11 protein-coding genes are annotated in these 18,306 nt (G+C 62.4%); 7 read left to right on the top strand and 4 right to left on the bottom strand.

Annotated elements, in window-relative coordinates:
* The first annotated feature begins 58 nt into the window (after positions 1 to 58).
* From N2597_RS17230 to N2597_RS17245, 4 genes are all read left to right on the top strand, one after another.
* Complete coding sequence (locus tag N2597_RS17230) at positions 59 to 2,071, top strand: 5'-nucleotidase C-terminal domain-containing protein (RefSeq protein ID WP_183598242.1); 2,013 nt, start codon at positions 59 to 61, stop codon at positions 2,069 to 2,071.
* A gap of 126 nt (positions 2,072 to 2,197) precedes the next feature.
* Positions 2,198 to 3,232 (top strand): ferrochelatase, encoded by a 1,035-nt coding sequence (gene hemH / locus N2597_RS17235; RefSeq protein ID WP_183598239.1) that lies wholly within the window; start codon positions 2,198 to 2,200, stop codon positions 3,230 to 3,232.
* A 174-nt stretch (positions 3,233 to 3,406) separates the two neighbouring features.
* Entirely contained in the window at positions 3,407 to 4,441 is a 1,035-nt protein-coding gene (locus N2597_RS17240) for an SPFH domain-containing protein (RefSeq protein ID WP_183598237.1), read from the top strand.
* A gap of 3 nt (positions 4,442 to 4,444) precedes the next feature.
* Positions 4,445 to 4,900: an NfeD family protein gene (locus tag N2597_RS17245; RefSeq protein ID WP_038691241.1), complete on the top strand. Its 456-nt coding sequence runs from the start codon at positions 4,445 to 4,447 to the stop codon at positions 4,898 to 4,900.
* A gap of 14 nt (positions 4,901 to 4,914) precedes the next feature.
* Here the strand turns inward: N2597_RS17245 and N2597_RS17250 are convergent, their stop codons facing one another.
* Positions 4,915 to 5,910: a KpsF/GutQ family sugar-phosphate isomerase gene (locus tag N2597_RS17250; protein WP_183598235.1), complete on the bottom strand. Its 996-nt coding sequence runs from the start codon at positions 5,908 to 5,910 to the stop codon at positions 4,915 to 4,917.
* Positions 5,911 to 6,053: 143 nt separating this feature from the next.
* On the opposite strand from N2597_RS17250, the gene N2597_RS17255 reads away from it, so the two are divergent.
* Positions 6,054 to 7,574: an outer membrane beta-barrel protein gene (locus N2597_RS17255; RefSeq protein ID WP_183598233.1), complete on the top strand. Its 1,521-nt coding sequence runs from the start codon at positions 6,054 to 6,056 to the stop codon at positions 7,572 to 7,574.
* 116 nt (positions 7,575 to 7,690) lie between these two features.
* Here N2597_RS17255 and galU read toward each other — a convergent pair whose 3' ends face one another.
* Positions 7,691 to 8,578 carry a UTP--glucose-1-phosphate uridylyltransferase GalU gene (galU, locus tag N2597_RS17260; RefSeq protein ID WP_038691247.1) on the bottom strand — a complete coding sequence of 296 codons (888 nt, stop codon included), beginning with the start codon at positions 8,576 to 8,578 and terminating at the stop codon, positions 7,691 to 7,693.
* Positions 8,579 to 8,781: 203 nt separating this feature from the next.
* Between galU and N2597_RS17265 the strand changes: the two genes are divergently transcribed.
* Together N2597_RS17265 and N2597_RS17270 are read left to right on the top strand one after the other, a co-directional pair.
* Positions 8,782 to 10,005, top strand: a complete 1,224-nt coding sequence (locus N2597_RS17265) for a lytic murein transglycosylase (RefSeq protein ID WP_038691249.1) — start codon at positions 8,782 to 8,784, stop codon at positions 10,003 to 10,005.
* A 142-nt stretch (positions 10,006 to 10,147) separates the two neighbouring features.
* On the top strand, positions 10,148 to 11,389 hold the full coding sequence (locus N2597_RS17270) for an SGNH/GDSL hydrolase family protein (protein ID WP_080771718.1): 1,242 nt from the start codon (positions 10,148 to 10,150) through the stop codon (positions 11,387 to 11,389).
* Between the two features lie 156 nt (positions 11,390 to 11,545).
* On the opposite strand, the gene N2597_RS17275 is transcribed toward N2597_RS17270, so the two are convergent.
* Positions 11,546 to 13,000, bottom strand: coding sequence for a glutamate synthase subunit beta (locus N2597_RS17275; RefSeq protein WP_038691253.1), 1,455 nt, complete (start codon positions 12,998 to 13,000; stop codon positions 11,546 to 11,548).
* Between the two features lie 225 nt (positions 13,001 to 13,225).
* A complete protein-coding gene (gene gltB, locus N2597_RS17280; RefSeq protein ID WP_183598232.1) occupies positions 13,226 to 17,947 on the bottom strand; it encodes a glutamate synthase large subunit in 4,722 nt (1,573 codons plus the stop codon).
* Positions 17,948 to 18,306: the final 359 nt, after the last annotated feature.

The raw sequence follows: 18,306 nt of genomic DNA on the forward strand, positions 1-18,306 counted from the left end.
GGCGGACTATGGAAGGGATCGGCGAGGGGGATCTTTCGCCTCAATCAGGAGAACAGGGATGACGAAGTCTTTCAGCTTCGGTCTTTTGACCGCGTCCATGCTGGCGCTGAGCGCGGGCGCCGCCTTTGCGGATTACGAACTCAATATTCTTCATATCAACGATTTCCATTCCCGCATCGAATCGATCAACAAGTTCGATTCCACCTGCTCGGCCGAGGAGGAAGGCAAGAAGGAATGCTTCGGGGGCGCTGCCCGCCTGAAGACCGCGATCGACCAGCGCCGCCAGGCGCTATCGGGCAAGAATGTCCTTCTGCTGAATGCCGGCGACAATTTCCAGGGCTCGCTCTTCTACACCACCTATAAGGGCGCGGCCGAAGCCGAATTCCTCAACCTGATGAAGTTCGACGCCATGACCGTCGGCAACCATGAATTCGACGACAGCGAAGACGGGCTTGCCACCTTCCTCGACAAGGTGCAGTTCCCCGTCGTGACGGCCAACGTCAAGGCGACGGCTGCCTCCAAGCTCGGCGACCGCATCAAGCCCTCGCTGGTGCTCGACGTCGGTGGCCAGAAGATTGGCATCGTCGGCGCCGTCACCAACGATACGCCGGAGCTGTCTTCGCCCGGCCCGAACGTCACCATCGAAGATGACGTTCAGACCATCACCGCCGCGGTCCAGGACCTGAAGGGCCAGGGCGTCAACAAGATCATCGCGCTGACCCATGTCGGCTATCCCCGCGACCTCGCTTTCATCGCCAAGATTCCCGACGTCGATGTCGTCGTCGGCGGCCATTCGCACAGCCTGCTGTCCAACACCGATCCGAAGGCCGAAGGCCCATATCCGACGATGGTCGACAATCCCGGCGGCTACAAGGTGCTGGTCGTCCAGGCCGCCTCCTACAGCAAATATCTCGGTGATATCGTCGTCAATTTCGACGATAACGGCGTCGTCAAGGATGCCAAGGGCGACCCGATTCTGATCGACTCGTCCTTCACGCCCGATCCGGCTGTCGTCACCCGCGTCGCCGAACTGGCAAAGCCGATCGAGGAATTGCGCAAGAAGGTGATCGGCGCCTCCGAAGGCCCGATCGAGGGCGATCGTAAGGTCTGCCGCGTCAAGGAATGCTCGATGGGCAATCTGGTGGCCGACGCCATGCTCGACCGCACGAAGAACCAGGGCGTCACCATCGCCGTTCAGAACGGCGGCGGCCTGCGTGCGTCGATCGATGGCGGCGATGTCACCCAGGGCGAGGTCATCACCGTCCTGCCTTTCCAGAATACGCTCGCCACTTTTGAGGCCACCGGCGCAGACATCGTCAAGGCGCTCGAAAACGGCGTCAGCCAGATTGATCAGGGCGCCGGCCGCTTTCCGCAGGTCGCCGGCCTGAAATTCTCGTTCGACCAGTCGAAGCCCGTCGGCAGCCGCGTCAGCGATGTCCAGGTGAAGGAGGGCGACAATTTCGCTCCGATCGACCAGGCCAAGACCTATAAGGTCGCCACCAATAACTTCATGCGGGCCGGCGGCGACGGCTATTCGATCTTTAAGGAAGGCAAGAACGCCTATGACTACGGTCCGGATCTTGCCGACGTGACAGCCGAATTTTTGGCCGCCCACTCTCCCTATAAGCCCTATACCGATGGCCGCGTCACAGAAATCGGCGCGACCATAGCACAGGCACCCGCTGCCGAACCGGCTACTCCCGCTCCCGCGCCGGCAGCACCTGCACCGGCAACAGAGCCCGCGCCTGCCCCTGCGACACCCGCACCGGCTACCGAGCCCGCCCCTGCGGCACCGGCCACGCCAGCACCAACCACCGAGCCTGTCCCTGCTGCGCCAGCCCCGGCCACGCCAGCAGCACCCGCGCCTGCTCCGGAACCAGCGCCGGCTGCCTCCGCGCCTGCCACCACGACGCCGTCCACCCACGTCATCGCGGCGGGCGACACCTTCTGGGACCTCGCCGTCACCTTCTATGGCGATGGCACCCTGTGGCGGAAGCTCTCGGAGGCGAACGGCAGTCCGAACCCGCGCCACCTGACGGTTGGCAAGGAGATCGAAGTTCCAGCGAAATAAGACAATTTGTCCCGATTGCAACGGCCGGTCCGGGGTTTCCCGGGCCGGTTTTTCTTTCTATAGGGTGAACCATGGTCTTCCGGCTGCGTATGAGCCGACGAGACAGACGAGAGCGTTGGGGCCAGAATGACAGCAGATATTTCTCTCCGCCCGGCCGACCATCCGGCGGTCAAGTCAGGCAAAATCGGGGTCCTGCTGGTCAATCTCGGCACGCCTGACGGCACCGACTACACGTCGATGCGTCGCTATCTCAGGGAATTCCTGACCGATCGCCGTGTCATCGAATGGTCTCGCTGGAAGTGGTACCCGATCCTGTTCGGCATCGTTCTCAACACCCGCCCGCAGAAGGTCGGCAAGGCTTATGAGCTGATCTGGAACAAGGAAAAGAACGAAAGCTATCTGCGCACCTACACGCGCAATCAGTCAGAACTGATGGCCGGGCGCCTCAAGGATCTTGAGAACGTCAAGGTCGACTGGGCAATGCGCTACGGCACGCCGTCGATCGCCTCGCGCATCGAGGCGCTGAAGCAGGAGGGCTGCGATCGTATCGTACTCTTCCCGCTTTATCCGCAATATGCCGCGGCGACGACCGCAACCGTCAACGACAAGGCCTTCCATAAGCTGCTGTCCATGCGCTGGCAGCCGGCGCTGCGCACCGTGCCCGACTATCATGACGACGAGACCTATATCGAGGCGCTTGCCCAATCCGTCGAAAGTCATCTCTCGTCGCTCGACTGGAAGCCGGAGATGCTGCTCGCCTCATTCCACGGCATTCCGATGTCTTATTTCAAGCAGGGCGACCCTTATTACTGCCAGTGCCAGAAGACCGGCCGGTTGCTGCGCGAGCGGCTCGGCCTCACCCAGGAAAATTTCATGGTCACCTTCCAGTCCCGCTTCGGGCCGGAGGAATGGCTGCAACCCTATACCGACAAGACGGTGGAGAAACTCGCCCAGGACGGCGTCAAGCGCATCGCCGTCATCAACCCCGGCTTCGTTTCCGACTGTCTGGAAACGCTGGAAGAGATCGCCGAACAGGCCGCCCACTCCTTCCACGAAAACGGCGGCGAGAAATTTGCGCATATTCCCTGCCTCAACGACAGCGATGATGGCATGAAGGTGCTGGAAAAGGTCGTCCGCCGGGAATTGCAGGGCTGGGCCTGAGAATAACGGCGCCGCAGGGATAACCGGCGGCAGCCCGCGGATCTTAGCGAGAGGAAACCTGCTTTTCACGTGGAGGTGGAAGTGTGGCATCCGTGTGGCATTTCTTCCTCGCGAAGAACGTGCTAACTCCCCACATCAGTGAGTGGGCGCACGCGCCGTTGGGAGGAATTTTTCATGCTGTTCGGCGGCTTCGACATCGTCGTGATCGTGCTCGTCATCTTCGTCATCCTGGTGCTTTTTGCCGGGATCAAGACCGTGCCGCAAGGCTACCGCTACACGATCGAGCGCTTCGGGCGTTATACCCGCACGCTGGAGCCTGGTCTGAACCTCATCACCCCCTTCATCGAGCGCGTCGGCGCGCGGATGAACGTGATGGAACAGGTGCTTGATGTGCCGACGCAGGAGGTGATCACCAAGGACAATGCATCGGTTTCCGCCGATGCCGTCGCCTTCTATCAGGTGCTGAACGCCGCCCAGGCCGCCTATCAGGTTTCCCACCTCGAAAACGCCATCCTTAATCTCACCATGACCAATATCCGCTCGGTCATGGGTTCCATGGATCTCGACGAACTGCTTTCCAACCGCGATGCGATCAACGACCGCTTGCTGCGTGTCGTCGACGAGGCCGTGCAGCCCTGGGGCATCAAGGTCACCCGCGTCGAAATCAAGGACATCCAGCCGCCACGCGACCTCGTCGATGCCATGGCCCGCCAGATGAAGGCCGAGCGCGAGAAGCGCGCCCAGGTCTTGGAAGCCGAAGGCTCGCGCAACGCGCAGATTCTGAGGGCCGAAGGCGCCAAACAATCCGCCATCCTGCAGGCGGAAGGCCAGCGTGAGGCCGCCTTCCGCAATGCGGAAGCCCGCGAGCGGCTTGCCGAGGCTGAAGCCAAGGCGACGAGGATGGTCTCCGAGGCGATTGCCGCCGGCGACGTTCAGGCGATCAACTATTTCGTTGCGCAGAAATACACAGAAGCGCTCGCCTCGGTCGGTTCGGCGCCCAACTCCAAGATCGTGCTGATGCCGATGGAAGCCTCCTCTATCCTCAGTTCCCTCGGCGGCATCGGCGCCATTGCCCGCGAGGTCTTCGGCAATGCCGGCAACAACTCGGCAACGCCGCCGCCGCCGCATCCGCGCCCCGCACCCGTCCGCTCGACCCCGCCGATCAATCCGCCGAGCCCCAATCCCTTCAATCCCGATCAGGAGCGCTAAGCCATGCTGGCGAAGATCATCGCCGAACTCGGTCCGTGGAGCTGGTGGGTTGTTGGCCTGGTTCTGCTCGCCGCCGAAATGATCGTGCCCGGCTTCTTCCTGGTGTGGATCGGCCTCGCCGCCTTGATCGTCGGCGCATTGTCGCTGCTCTTCTGGGATAGTGCCTTCTGGGTCTGGGAGCTGCAGGCGATCTTTTTTGCCCTGCTCGCCGTTGCCACGACCTTCGCCGGCCGCAGGCTGATGCTACGCAATGCCGCCACCGACGAGCCCTTCCTCAATCAGCGCGGCGCGAGCCTGGTCGGCCGTACCGCGACGCTGCACGAGCCGATCCGCGAAGGCCGCGGCCGAATCCGTCTCGACGATACATTGTGGCAGGTAATGGGGCCTGATCTGCCCGTGGGCACACAGGTGAAGGTGGTGGCGAGCAACGGCCGCGACCTCAGGGTCGAACCCGTCTGATCAAACAGCGCCGATCAGGCGACGCCGATCCGCAGCAGGTCATGGAAATGCACCAATCCGAGCGGCCGTCTGTCCTCGTCGATGACGATCAGCGCGCCGATGCTGTGCTGATTGAGCAGCGCCAGGGCCGCGGTCGCCAGCATCGTCGGCTTCACCGTCTTCGGCGTCTTCGTCATGATGTCGTCGACGGCAAGCTCGCCGAGATTGCGGGTCAGGTTTCGCGCCATGTCGCCTTCGGTGACGATGCCGCAGAGCCGTCCCTCTTCGTCGAGCACGCCGACGCAGCCGAAGTGCTTGCGCGATAGCACGGTGATCGCTTCCGGCATCGGCGTGCCCTTGGCCACGAGCGGCACCCGCTCGCCGGTATGCATGATGTCGGCGACATGCGTCAGGCTGGCGCCGAGTTTGCCGCCGGGATGGAAGACGTGGAAATCGGTGGCGGTAAAGCCGCGCGCCTCCAGGAGCGCTACTGCCAAGGCATCGCCAAGCGCAAGCTGCATCAGTGTCGAGGTCGTCGGCGCCAGCCCGTTGGGGCAGGCCTCCTGCTCGTTCGGCACCAGAAGCACGATATCGGCGGCCGTGGCAAGCGAGGAGTGTTCGCCGCAGGTGAGCGCAATCAGCGGAATGGAGAAGCGCCGCGTGAAGGAAATGATGCTCTTGAGCTCGGCGCTTTCGCCGCCTTTGGAAATCGCCAGCACGACGTCGTCGCGCGCGATCATGCCGAGATCGCCGTGATTGGCTTCGGCCGCATGCACGAAGAAGGCGGGCGTCCCGGTCGACGCGAAGGTCGCCGCCAGCTTGGCGCCGATATGGCCGCTCTTGCCGACGCCGGTGACGATCACCCGGCCGGAGATATCGCCGATGACTTCGATCGCGCGGGTGAACGGGCCGGCCAATCCATTGTCCAAGGCCTGTTCGAGCGCTTCAAGACCGCGTTTTTCAATTTCAATCGTGCGTTTTGCTGATTCGAGCACGCCGTTTTCGACCAGTTTTATCGCTCTTCTGTTCATGGAATTGCGTTAGACCTTTTCACTTTCCAAGTCCACCCCGGCCTCTTTCCGAATTGTGAACGGCGCCCACCGTCGGCAACGAATGATTAACCACGAGGCTTTACCTTTGGGTAAGAACCGAAAGCATGTCAGGCGCGAATTGCATGGGCCAGCCAAATCAGACGAGCAGTGTGACGCCGCTCCGCGCCATGAGCCGTGCCGTCTCCTTTGCTGCGTTCGGCAGTCTGCTGCTTAGCCAGGTAGCCTTTGCACAATCCGCCTCGCAGCAACCGGCAAGCAGCGGCTCCGCGGCCTCTCAGGACAATCGCACCACCTACATCGCCGCGTCCACCGAGAGCGACGACGGCGCCATTCCCGCGGCGAACGGCACGACCGAGAACGCGGATGATGCTTCGCAGAGGCCCGCCATACCGGATTCGCAAGCCGGCAACGACATTACCGGCTCCATCCTCGACGAGGACATCCGCCGGCTGAACACCCGCGAAGCGCCGGTCGACGAAATGCCGCGCCGCCGGGCTGCTGAAAGTGCGTCAACGGCGGAAACGCCGGGCATTCCGCTCGGCACTTTCGTGCTCCGTCCGAGCGTCACCCAGAGCATCAACACCGAAACCACCAAGGATGGCGACACTAGGCAGCGGCGCGCCTTCCTCGAAAACGATGCGGCAGCGACGCTGACCTCCGACTGGGGCCGCCACCAGCTGAGCGTCACCTCGGAAGGCGCATGGCAGAGAAATATCAGCGGCGAAGGCGAGGAGCAGCCTTCCTTCAAGATCAACGGCGATCTCAGACTGGACCTTCCCCAGGAGACGGTCGCGCACCTCACCGCCGGGTATAATTTCTACCGCGAAGATACGGACGACCCTGACGCGGTCGCCAACGCCACGCAGCAATCCGATGTGCAGGAGTTTTCGGCCGGGGCCTCCGTAGAACGCGATTTCGGCATCCTGCGCGGTACGACGGCCCTGGCGCTCACCCGTTCGATCTATTCCGACGCCACGCTGGCAAGCGGCGCGACCGTCGCGCTCAGCGACCGCAATCAGACGACGGGCACGCTGCGCGGCCGCGTCGGCTACGAGCTGTCGCCCGCGCTGATCCCCTTCATCGAGGCCACGATCGGCCGGACGCTCTATGACGAGACACGCGATTCCGCCGGCTACGAGCGTTCGGGCCATAGCTACGGCGTCAAAGCCGGCGTCGAGGTCGATCTCGGTGAAAAGCTGAAGGGAGAAGTCGGCATCGGCTACGCGAGGGCGGACTTCGAAGATAACAGGCTCTCGTCGATCGACACGGCCACGCTCGATGCGAGCCTGCTCTGGTCGCCGATCCGCGGCACCGATGTTAATCTCGACCTGCAGACGAGCATCCAGCCTACGACTACGGCGGGCGAGAGCGGTTACGTCTCGCACGCGCTGACGACGACGGTCACGCATCAGTTGCGCGACAATCTGGTCGGCACGATGATCGGCGGGGTCATCTGGCGCGATTATCCCACCGACAGCACCATCAACGATGAGCTCGTCTATACCGCGGCGACCGGCCTGACCTGGAACATCAACCGCTATCTCGATCTGACCAGCACGCTTGGCTACGAGCTGACGACGCGCAAGGAAGGCACCGATTCGCAGCAATGGCGCGCCGGCGTCGGCCTTAAGCTCAAACGCTAAGCCTGATGTTGAAGTGTGAGCGGTTTGCGGACGACATCAGGCTACAACATTAATAAAGAGCGCCGCGCATCTGGGAGGATACGCGGCGCTCGTCATTCATATGCTGTACGGAAAACTTACCTCAGGCCGGCAAGCAATTCCTTGAAGCCACCTTCGACGGTCGGGCGGATATCGGCGCGTTCGAGGGCGTAGGCGACATTTGCCAGGATGAAGCCGTCCTTGGCGCCGCAGTCGTAGGTCGTGCCGCGGAAGTGATACCCGGCGAAATCCTGTTCCTTCAGTAGCTTGAGCATGCCGTCGGTGAGCTGGATCTCGTTGCCGGCGCCGCGCTCCTGGGTTTCGAGGATCTTGAAGATCTCCGGCTGCAGGATGTAGCGGCCGTTGATGAAGAAGTTGGAGGGCGCCGTTCCCTTGGCGGGCTTTTCAACCATGCCGGTGATTCGGAAGCCCTCGCCGATCGCTTCGCCGACGCCGACGATGCCATATTTATGCGCCTGGTCGGGCGCGCATTCTTCAACGGCGATGATATTGCCGCCGCTCTGGCCGTAAAGGTCGATCATCCCCTTCATGCAGCCCTTGTCGCCCTTCATGATCATGTCGGGCAGCAGCAGCGCGAAAGGTTCGTCGCCGACGATTTCGCGGGCGCACCAGACCGCATGACCTAGGCCGAGCGGCTCCTGCTGGCGGGTGAAGCTCACCGTGCCGGCCTTCGGCAATTGCTGCTGCAGGAGAGTAATTTCCGCCTTCTTGGCGCGCTCCTTAAGCGTCTGCTCAAGCTCGAAATGAATGTCGAAATAATCTTCGATGACGTGCTTGTTGCGCCCGGTGACGAAAACCAGATGTTCAATCCCGGCTTCGATCGCCTCATCGACGACATATTGAATGATTGGCTTGTCGACGACGGTCAACATTTCCTTCGGAACAGCCTTTGTCGCCGGCAGGAATCGCGTCCCCAACCCGGCAACCGGAAATACTGCTTTACGAACTTTGTTATGCTGAGCCACACCCGGCCTCCTGCTTCGCCATATCGCTTTGGAAAAAGAGCCTTTTGGCTCTACCTAGTATAGAATTGCTACTGTTTTGCAATGGTGACCGCAGCCGACCGCCATGGTAAAGAATTTGTTGACTCCGTTCCTGTAGTCTCGGGTCTGGGCGGACATGACGCCTCTGCTGCACCGAAAACTGAAGATGACGGATACGACTGTCGATGATCCAGAATCACAAAAACTCCCTTCGTGGTCTTGCTCTCGCCCTCGTTGTCGCCGCCCAGGTAGGCCTGGTTCCCGACAGCGCGAAAGCTGATTCCCGGTTCCAGAAATGGATCGCGGATTTTTACCAAACAGCCGCTCAGAGTGGCATCAGTAAGGCAACCTATCAAAAGGCCTTTTCCGGGGTGAGCGAGCCCGATCCCACCGTGCTCGAGAAGGCGGCCTATCAGCCCGAATTCACCTCGAAGATCTGGGACTACGTCGATTCGCGCGTCAATCCCTACACGGTCAGGATCGGCCGCGAGATGGCCGCCAAGCACGCCCGCACGCTCAATGCGATCGAGCAGCGCTTCGGCGTCGACAAGAGCATTCTGCTCGCCATCTGGTCGATGGAATCGAACTATGGTGCGATTCTCGACAAGGATGACCGGCTGCACTACGTGCCGCGCGCGCTGGCGACGCTTGCCTATGCCGACCCGAGCCGCGCCAAATTCGCCAAGAAGCAGCTGGTTGCCGCGCTGAAGATCCTGCAGAACGGCGACGTGCCGGCACGCGAGATGACCGGCTCCTGGGCGGGCGCCATGGGCCACACCCAGTTCATCCCGACAAGCTACCTGCTTTACGCCGTCGACGCCGACGGCAACGGCCATCGCGACATCTGGAATTCGGTGCCGGATGCGCTGGCGACCTCGGCCAATCTCCTGATGAAGAACGGCTGGGATACCGGCAAGACCTGGGGCTACGAGGTCGTCGTTCCCGCTGCCGCCGCCAAGCAGGCCGGCAAGACCCATACGCTTGCCCAATGGGCGGAGCTCGGCCTGAAACGCCCAAACGGCAAGGCCTTCCGCGAAGGCGCCACCAAGGCCGTGCTGAAGATGCCGGCCGGACCGAACGGCCCGGGCTTCCTGATGACCGCCAACTTTTTCACCATCAAGAACTACAACGCCTCGGATAGCTACGCGCTTGCCGTCGGCCTGCTGGCCGATCAGATCGCCGGTTATGGCGGCATGCAGCAGCGCTGGCCGCGCCCGGACGGCGCCCTTGATATCACCGAGAAATTCGAGCTGCAGACCCGCCTGAAGACCCTCGGCTATTACAATGGCGAGGTCGACGGCAATTTCGGCTCGGGTTCGAAGGCGGCGATATCGGCGGTGCAGGAGCGCATCGGCATGCAGCCGGACGGCGAGCCCTCGCTGCCGCTCCTGAATGCACTTCGCCGCTAGAACAGGATGTCGTCCGAAAGCCGCTGACACTTTTCGGCATCATGCTCTAGCGCCATGCCGAAAAGTAAGCCCTGATTGGAAGCGGCAGAACCGTGACCTACATGAATAGCGGGAGTGGACGCTGACCTATCCTGCGTGCAAGATGCCGGCAGATGCGGAACTGCCCATGATGAAGAAAACTGATCGGACCCCGAAAATCCGTTGGCTGGTGCTCGCCTTGACGGCGGCTTCGTTGTGCGTCGGCGCGCTTGCGCCGGTGCATGTCGCCGAGGCCCAGGAACAGCGCTACGAGCGCCGGTCGATCCTCGATTTTTTCCTTGGCCGGCGCTATCTCGATGACGGGCCGCAGGCCCCTGATGCCCAGCAGCCGAGGCGCCAGCAGCAGCGCAAGCGCCCGCCGGCGCAGAAGGCGGTGATCAATACCCGCACCGCGCCGCCGGTGCGGCCGCCGGTGCAGGAAGAGCCGGTCGTGCAGAAGCTCGGCGACGCCAAGAAGATACTGATCGTCGGCGATTTCCTCGCCAGCGGCCTCGGCGACGGCCTGACCGCCGCCTTCGAGACCTCGCCCGGCGTCGTCGTCGAAGCCCGCGGCAACGTCTCCTCAGGCCTTGTCCGCGACGATTATTACGACTGGCCGGGACAGCTGCCGAAGATGATCGACGAGCTGAAGCCGGCAATGGTCGTCGTCATGATCGGCGCCAATGACCGCCAGCAGATGGTGACCGACACCGCCAAGGAAAAATTCCGCACCGACGGCTGGTTCGCCGAATATCGCCGCCGTGTCCTTTCCTTTGGCAAAGAAGTCACCGACCGGAAGATCCCGCTGCTCTGGGTCGGGCTGCCCGCCTTCGAATCCGATCAGATGACGGCCGACGCCGTCCAGATGAACCAGCTCTACCGCAACCAGGTCGAAAGCATCGGCGGCGAATTCGTCGATATCTGGGATGGCTTCGTAGACGAAAACAGCAACTTCATCGTCACCGGTTCGGATGTAAATGGCCAGCAGGTGCGCCTGCGCACGTCCGACGGCATCAACCTCACGCAGGCCGGCCGCCGCAAGCTTGCCTTCTATGTGGAAAAGCCGGCCCGCCGCATTCTCGGCACCCAAGCAAGCCCGGATCTGGTGCGGCTGGACGAAAGTGCCCTGCCCGGTCTCGGCCTTCCCACCAATCCAGTCGAACACACCGTGCCGATCAGCCTCTCCGATCCCAATCTCGACGGCGGCACCGAGCTTCTCGGCGCAAGGCCGCCGCCTATCACGCTGACGAAATCGCCGCGCGATCTGCTTGTCGAGCAGGGCGAGATGACGCCGGCCCCAATCGGACGCGTCGACGATTATCGCATGCCGGCGACCAAGACGCCGGCCGAAGTCTCGGTGAAATGAGAAAGTCGGTGCAAGCATGATGCTGAAAAGTGTCGGCGGTTTCGGACCACAATAAGAAGTCCGCCTTTGAACTGACCCCCGAAAGTTGAACAACAACATTCGGGGGTCAGTTCACAGGCGGAGTTCGTCTCTTCCTGAGCCTGCGTGAGCCGACCGTCAGTTCGGCAGCACGCTCGAGCCCATCAGAGCCTCGTCGATGGCGCGAGCAGCCTGGCGGCCTTCGCGGATCGCCCAGACCACCAACGACTGGCCGCGGCGCACGTCGCCCGCCGTCCAGAACTTATCGATCGAGGTCTTGTAGTCCCGGTCGTTGGCGACGACGTTGGTGGAACCGCGCTTATCGGTATTGAGCGTCAGCTTGCCCTCGAGCTCCTTCAGCACGCTCGTCGTAAACGGGCCGCGGAAACCGATGGCGATGAAGGCGAGATCGGCGCGGATGACGAATTCCGTGCCTGGAACCGGCCGCCGGCGCTCGTCGACCTCGCAGCACTTGACGCCGGTCAGCACGCCGTCTTCGCCGACGAATTCAAGCGTTGCCACCTGGAACTCACGCACGGCGCCCTCGGCCTGCGAGGAGGAGGTACGCATCTTCGTCGCCCAGAAAGGCCAGACGGCGAGCTTGTCTTCCTTCTCCGGCGGCTGCGGCCGGATGTCGAGCTGGGTGACCTTGACGGCGCCCTGGCGGAACGCCGTGCCGACACAGTCCGACGCCGTATCGCCGCCACCGACGACGACGACATGTTTGGCGCCGGCAAGGATCGGATCCGACGGCCAACCGACGCTGTCGATGTTCTCGCGCCCGACACGGCGGTTCTGCTGCACCAGATAGGGCATGGCATCATGCACGCCGGCAAGGTCAATGCCCGGAATGCCCGCCTCGCGCGGCGTCTCGGAGCCGCCGCAATAAAGCACGGCGTCATGATCGGCGAGCAGCTGCTCGACCTTGACATCGACGCCGACATTGACACCGCAATGGAAGGTGACGCCCTCGCCCTTCATCTGCTCGACACGGCGGTCGATGAAGTTCTTTTCCATCTTGAAATCGGGAATGCCGTAGCGCAGCAGACCGCCAGGCTTGGTCTCGCGCTCGTAGACATGTACCTCATGGCCGGCGCGGCCGAGCTGCTGGGCGGCCGCCATGCCGGCGGGACCAGAGCCGATGACGGCGACCTTCTTGCCGGTATGGACGGTGGCCGGTTGCGGCCGGATGAAGCCGAGCTCATAGGCCTTGTCGGCGATCGCCTGCTCGACCGTCTTGATGGCAACAGGCGCATCTTCGAGATTCAAAGTGCAGGCTTCCTCGCAGGGCGCCGGGCAGACGCGGCCGGTGAACTCCGGGAAGTTGTTGGTCGAATGCAGGTTCTGGATCGCCGCTTCCCAGTTGTTGTTGTAGACGAGGTCGTTCCAGTCGGGAATCTGGTTGTGCACCGGGCAGCCGGTCGGGCCGTGACAATAGGGGATGCCACAGTCCATGCAGCGCGCGGCCTGTTTCTGCACTTCCGGATCCGACATCGGGATCGTGAATTCGCGGAAATGGCGGATACGATCCGACGCCGGCTGGTACTTCGCCACCTGCCGGTCGATTTCCAGAAACCCTGTTACCTTACCCATCTCTTCGTCCCTTACCCTCATGACCGGCTCATCCGCGGCCAATTGTCTGTCGTCAGTCCCGGCATTCCGGGCGGGTTACTTCTCTTGACCGTCATTGGAACATATCCCCTGAAACTTCCGGGCGATCTCGACGGCCGTCGGCCGTCGCATGATCGTCACGGATCATCGAGACGTTTCCGATATTCGCCACCCGCAATCAGCACGTGGCGAATATCCCGGTGCAAATCACTCCGCGGCGATGCCCATCCGGCTGCGTTCCATTTCCTCGAGCGCACGGCGGTATTCGACCGGCATGACCTTGCGGAACTTCGGACGGTAGTCGGCCCAGTGATCGAGGATCTGCTTGGCGCGGGTGGAACCCGTATAGTGCAGATGATTGGAGATCAGCTGGTAGAGGCGCTCCTCGTCGTGGCGGGTCATGTCGCCCGAGACGTCGACGCGTCCCTTGTGCATGAGATCGCCGCCGTGATGATGCAGCTTCTCCAGCATGTCGTCTTCTTCCGGCACCGGCTCGAGTTCGACCATCGCCATGTTGCAGCGGCTGGCGAAATCGCCGGTTTCATCGAGCACATAGGCGACACCGCCGGACATGCCGGCCGCGAAATTGCGGCCGGTGGCGCCGAGCACCACGACGACACCGCCGGTCATATATTCGCAGCCATGGTCGCCGACACCCTCGACGATGGCGATCGCGCCGGAATTGCGCACAGCAAAACGTTCGCCCGCCACCCCGCGGAAGTAGCATTCGCCCTCGGTAGCACCGTAAAGCACGGTGTTGCCGACGATGATCGAGTTTTCGGCGACAATCCTCGAATTCTCCGGCGGCCGGATGATGATCTTGCCGCCCGAAAGGCCCTTGCCGACATAGTCGTTGCCGTCGCCGATCAGGTTGAAGGTGACGCCGCGCGCCAGGAAGGCGCCGAAGCTCTGACCTGCCGTGCCGCGAAGCGTCACGTTGATCGTATCTTCCTTCAGCCCGCGGTGGCGGTAACGCTTAGCGACCTCGCCGGACAGCATCGCGCCCGCCGAGCGGTCGACGTTCTTGATGTCGACCTCGAAGGCGACGGGCGTCTTGTCGGTCAGCGCTGGCTGCGCCTGTTCGATCAGCACGCGGTCGAGAATGTCGTCGATCGGGTGCTGCTGCCGGCTCGTCCAGAAGGTCTCCTCCTTGGCGGCATCGACTTTGTGGAAGATGCGGCTGAAGTCGAGACCCCTCGCCTTCCAGTGCGCCAGCATCTCGTCCTTCTCCAGCAGCTCCGAAGCGCCGATGATATCGTCAAGCCGGGTAAAGCCGAGCGAGGCGAGGATTTCACGCACTTCATTGGCGACGAAGAAGAAGTAGTTGATGACGTGTTCCGGCGTTCCCTTGAAGCGCTTGCGCAGCACCGGATCCTGTGTCGCCACGCCGACTGGACAGGTGTTGAGATGGCACTTGCGCATCATGATGCAGCCGGCCGCGATCAGCGGCGCGGTGGCGAAGCCGAATTCGTCGGCGCCGAGCAGCGCCCCGATGATGACGTCACGGCCGGTCTTCAGACCGCCGTCCACCTGCAGCGCAACACGCGAACGCAGGCCGTTCAGCACCAGCGTCTGCTGGGTTTCGGCAAGGCCGATCTCCCAGGGGCTGCCGGCATGCTTGAGCGAGGTCAGCGGCGACGCACCCGTGCCGCCGTCGAAGCCGGCGACCGTGATATGGTCGGCGCGCGCCTTGGCGACGCCGGCGGCAACCGTGCCGACGCCAACTTCGGAGACGAGCTTGACCGAGACATCAGAGGTCGGGTTGACGTTCTTCAGATCGTAGATCAGCTGCGCCAGATCCTCGATCGAATAGATGTCGTGGTGCGGCGGCGGCGAGATCAGGCCGACACCCGGTGTCGAATGGCGGGTCTTGGCAACCGTCGCATCGACCTTGTGACCGGGCAGCTGGCCGCCTTCGCCGGGCTTGGCGCCCTGCGCCACCTTGATCTGCAGCACATCGGCGTTGACCAGATATTCGGTTGTGACGCCGAAACGACCCGACGCGATCTGCTTGATCGCCGAACGTTCCGGGTTCATCGAACCATCGGAGAGCGGCATGTAGCGATCGGATTCCTCGCCGCCCTCGCCGGTGTTCGACTTGCCGCCGATCCGGTTCATGGCGATCGCCAGCGTCGTATGCGCCTCGCGGGAGATCGAACCGAAAGACATCGCTCCGGTCGAGAACCGCTTGACGATATCGGCGGCCGGCTCGACCTCGTCGATAGACACTGGCTTGCGGCCAAGCGCCTCGGCGCTCTTGATGTTGAACAGCCCGCGGATCGTGTTCATCCGCAGCGCCGAATTGTTCACCATCTCGGCGAATTCGCGGTAGCGGTCCTCGGCATTGCCACGCACGGCATGCTGCAGGGCGGCGACCGCATCCGGCGTCCAGGCATGGCTTTCGCCGCGCATGCGGTAGGCGTATTCGCCGCCGATATCGAGCGTCGTCGCAAGCAGCGGATCCTTGCCGAAGGCGGCGTTGTGGCGGGCGACGGTCTCTGCGGCGATTGCCTCGAGGCCGATACCTTCGATCATCGTTGCGGTACCGAAGAAATACTTGTCGACTAGTTCCGACGACAGGCCGATCGCATCGAAAATCTGCGCGCCGCAATAGGACTGATAGGTCGAGATGCCCATCTTGGACATCACCTTGAGGATGCCTTTGCCGACCGCCTTGATGTAGCGGTAGACGATTTCCGAGGCATCGACTTCCTTCGGGAATTCGCCCTTGGCATGCATGTCGAGCAGCGTGTCGAAGGCGAGATAGGGGTTGATCGCCTCGGCGCCGTAGCCGGCGAGCAGGCAGAAATGATGCACTTCGCGCGGCTCGCCCGTCTCGACGACGAGACCGACGGAGGTGCGAAGCCCCTTGCGGATCAGGTGATGGTGGACGGCCGCTGTGGCGAGCAGTGCCGGAATGGCGATTCGATCAGGCCCGATCTGACGGTCGGAGAGCACGATGATGTTGTAGCCGCCCTTGACGGCCGCTTCCGCGCGCTCGCAGAGCCGGTCGAGCATCTCGGGCATGCCTTCGGCGCCGCGCTCGATATCATAGGTGAAATCGAGCGTCTTGGTGTCGAACCGGTCTTCCGTATGGCCGATCGAGCGGATCTTTTCGAGATCGCCATTGGTCAGGATCGGCTGACGCACCTCGAGACGCTTGGCGTTCGCCATGCCTTCATGGTCGAGAATGTTCGGACGCGGACCGATGAAGGAGACGAGGCTCATGACCAGCTCTTCGCGGATCGGATCGATCGGCGGGTTGGTCACCTGCGCGAAATTCTGTTTGAAATAGGTGTAGAGCAGCTTCGGCTTTTCCGACATCGCCGAGATCGGCGTATCCGTGCCCATCGAGCCGATCGCTTCCTGACCCGTCGTCGCCATCGGCGACATCAGGATGCGGGTGTCCTCGAGCGTGTAGCCGAAGGCCTGCTGGCGGTCGAGCAGCGACACGTCGCGGCGCAGCGCCCGCGGCTCCACCGGCTTCAGCTCTTCGAGGATCAGCTGGGTCCGGTCGAGCCAGCTGCGATAGGGATGCGCGGTCGCCAGCTGCGACTTCACCTCGTCGTCGGAGATGATGCGGCCTTCTTCCATGTCGATCAGCAGCATCTTGCCCGGCTGCAGGCGCCACTTCTGGATGATCTTCTCCTCCGGAACCGGCAGCACCCCGGCCTCGGACGCCATGATGACGCGGTCGTCATCGGTGACGAGATAACGCGCCGGCCGCAGGCCGTTGCGGTCGAGCGTCGCGCCGATTTGCTTGCCGTCGGTGAAGGCAACGGCAGCCGGCCCGTCCCACGGCTCCATCAGTGCGGCATGATATTCGTAGAAGGCCTTGCGTTCGGCCGCCATCGACTGGTTGCCGGCCCAGGCTTCCGGGATCAGCATCATCACCGCATGCGCCAGCGAATAGCCGCCGCGCACCAGGAATTCGAGCGCATTGTCGAAGCAGGCGGTGTCCGACTGTCCCTCGTAGGAAATCGGCCAGAGCTTGGAAATATCCTCGCCGAACAGCGGCGAGGAAACCGACGCCTGGCGCGCCGCCATCCAGTTGACGTTGCCGCGCAGCGTGTTGATCTCGCCGTTATGGGCGACCATGCGATAGGGGTGCGCAAGCTTCCACGACGGGAAGGTGTTGGTCGAGAAGCGCTGGTGCACCAGGGCGACCGCACTTTCGAAACGAGGGTCCGACAGGTCCTTGTAATAGGCGCCGACCTGATAGGCCAGGAACATGCCCTTGTAGACCACCGTCGCCGACGACAGCGACACTGGATAGAAATTGCTCTCCTCGCCGTCGAACTCGTCATAGATGCGGTTGGAGATCACCTTGCGCAGCGTGAACAGCCGGCGCTCGAACTCGTCGTTGTTTTCGGCATCCTCGCCCGCACCGATGAAGACCTGGACGTGATGCGGCTCTGTGGCGGCAATGGCTGGCGCCTTGGAGAGCGAGGAATTATCGACCGGCACGTCGCGGAAGCCGATCAGGACTTGGCCTTCCTCTTCAATGACGTCCTTGATCACCTTCTTGAAGTGCTCGATCTGCTTTTCATCGCGCGGCATGAAGATATGGCCGACACCATATTCGCCGGCCGGCGGCAGGGTGATACCCTGTGCGGCCATCTCCTCGCGGAAGAAGCGGTCGGGAATCTGCACCAGAATGCCGGCGCCGTCGCCCATCAGAGGATCGGCGCCGACGGCGCCGCGGTGCGTCAGGTTTTCGAGGATGAACAAGCCGTCCTTGACGATCTGGTGCGACTTCTCGCCCTTCATATGCGCGACAAAGCCGACGCCGCAGGCATCATGCTCGTTGCGGGGATCGTAGAGGCCCTGTTTCTTCGGCAGACCGGAGGCGGATTTGGACATATTGGCCGTCGCGCGCATCTCAGCAGCGGCAAACCGGTCAAATTCCATGGATGGCGTCTTCGTCATCGTCTTTCCTCCTGTCGAAACCCGCGGGCCGCGGGCGGCTTTTCGTCCCGCACCGCAACCCGAAGATAGGTTCGGCGCATGACAGCGCTGTTGCATTGTGAAGATCGCCGCAGACATCTGCTTTTAGGGAAAGCAAACCGTCGCGTTCCGCGCCTGCCATTCGCCTCCGTGCACCGCCCGTCCTGGGGCTTGGCGCTCGGAAGAACTATAGCGTGAAAGCCCGCCTGTTCCAGGGCTTTCGGCGCCTCTTCGGCCGCAAAGGCCAAAATAGGACAGCAACACTGTCCTAATTCAGCTGTTCTATGCCAGAAAGCATTTGGCTTCGCAAGAGCACCGGGGCAAAAATCGTCATTTTGCGA

Source organism: Rhizobium sophoriradicis (genome assembly GCF_025200795.1).
In the GTDB taxonomy this organism is placed as follows: Bacteria; Pseudomonadota; Alphaproteobacteria; order Rhizobiales; family Rhizobiaceae; genus Rhizobium; species Rhizobium sophoriradicis.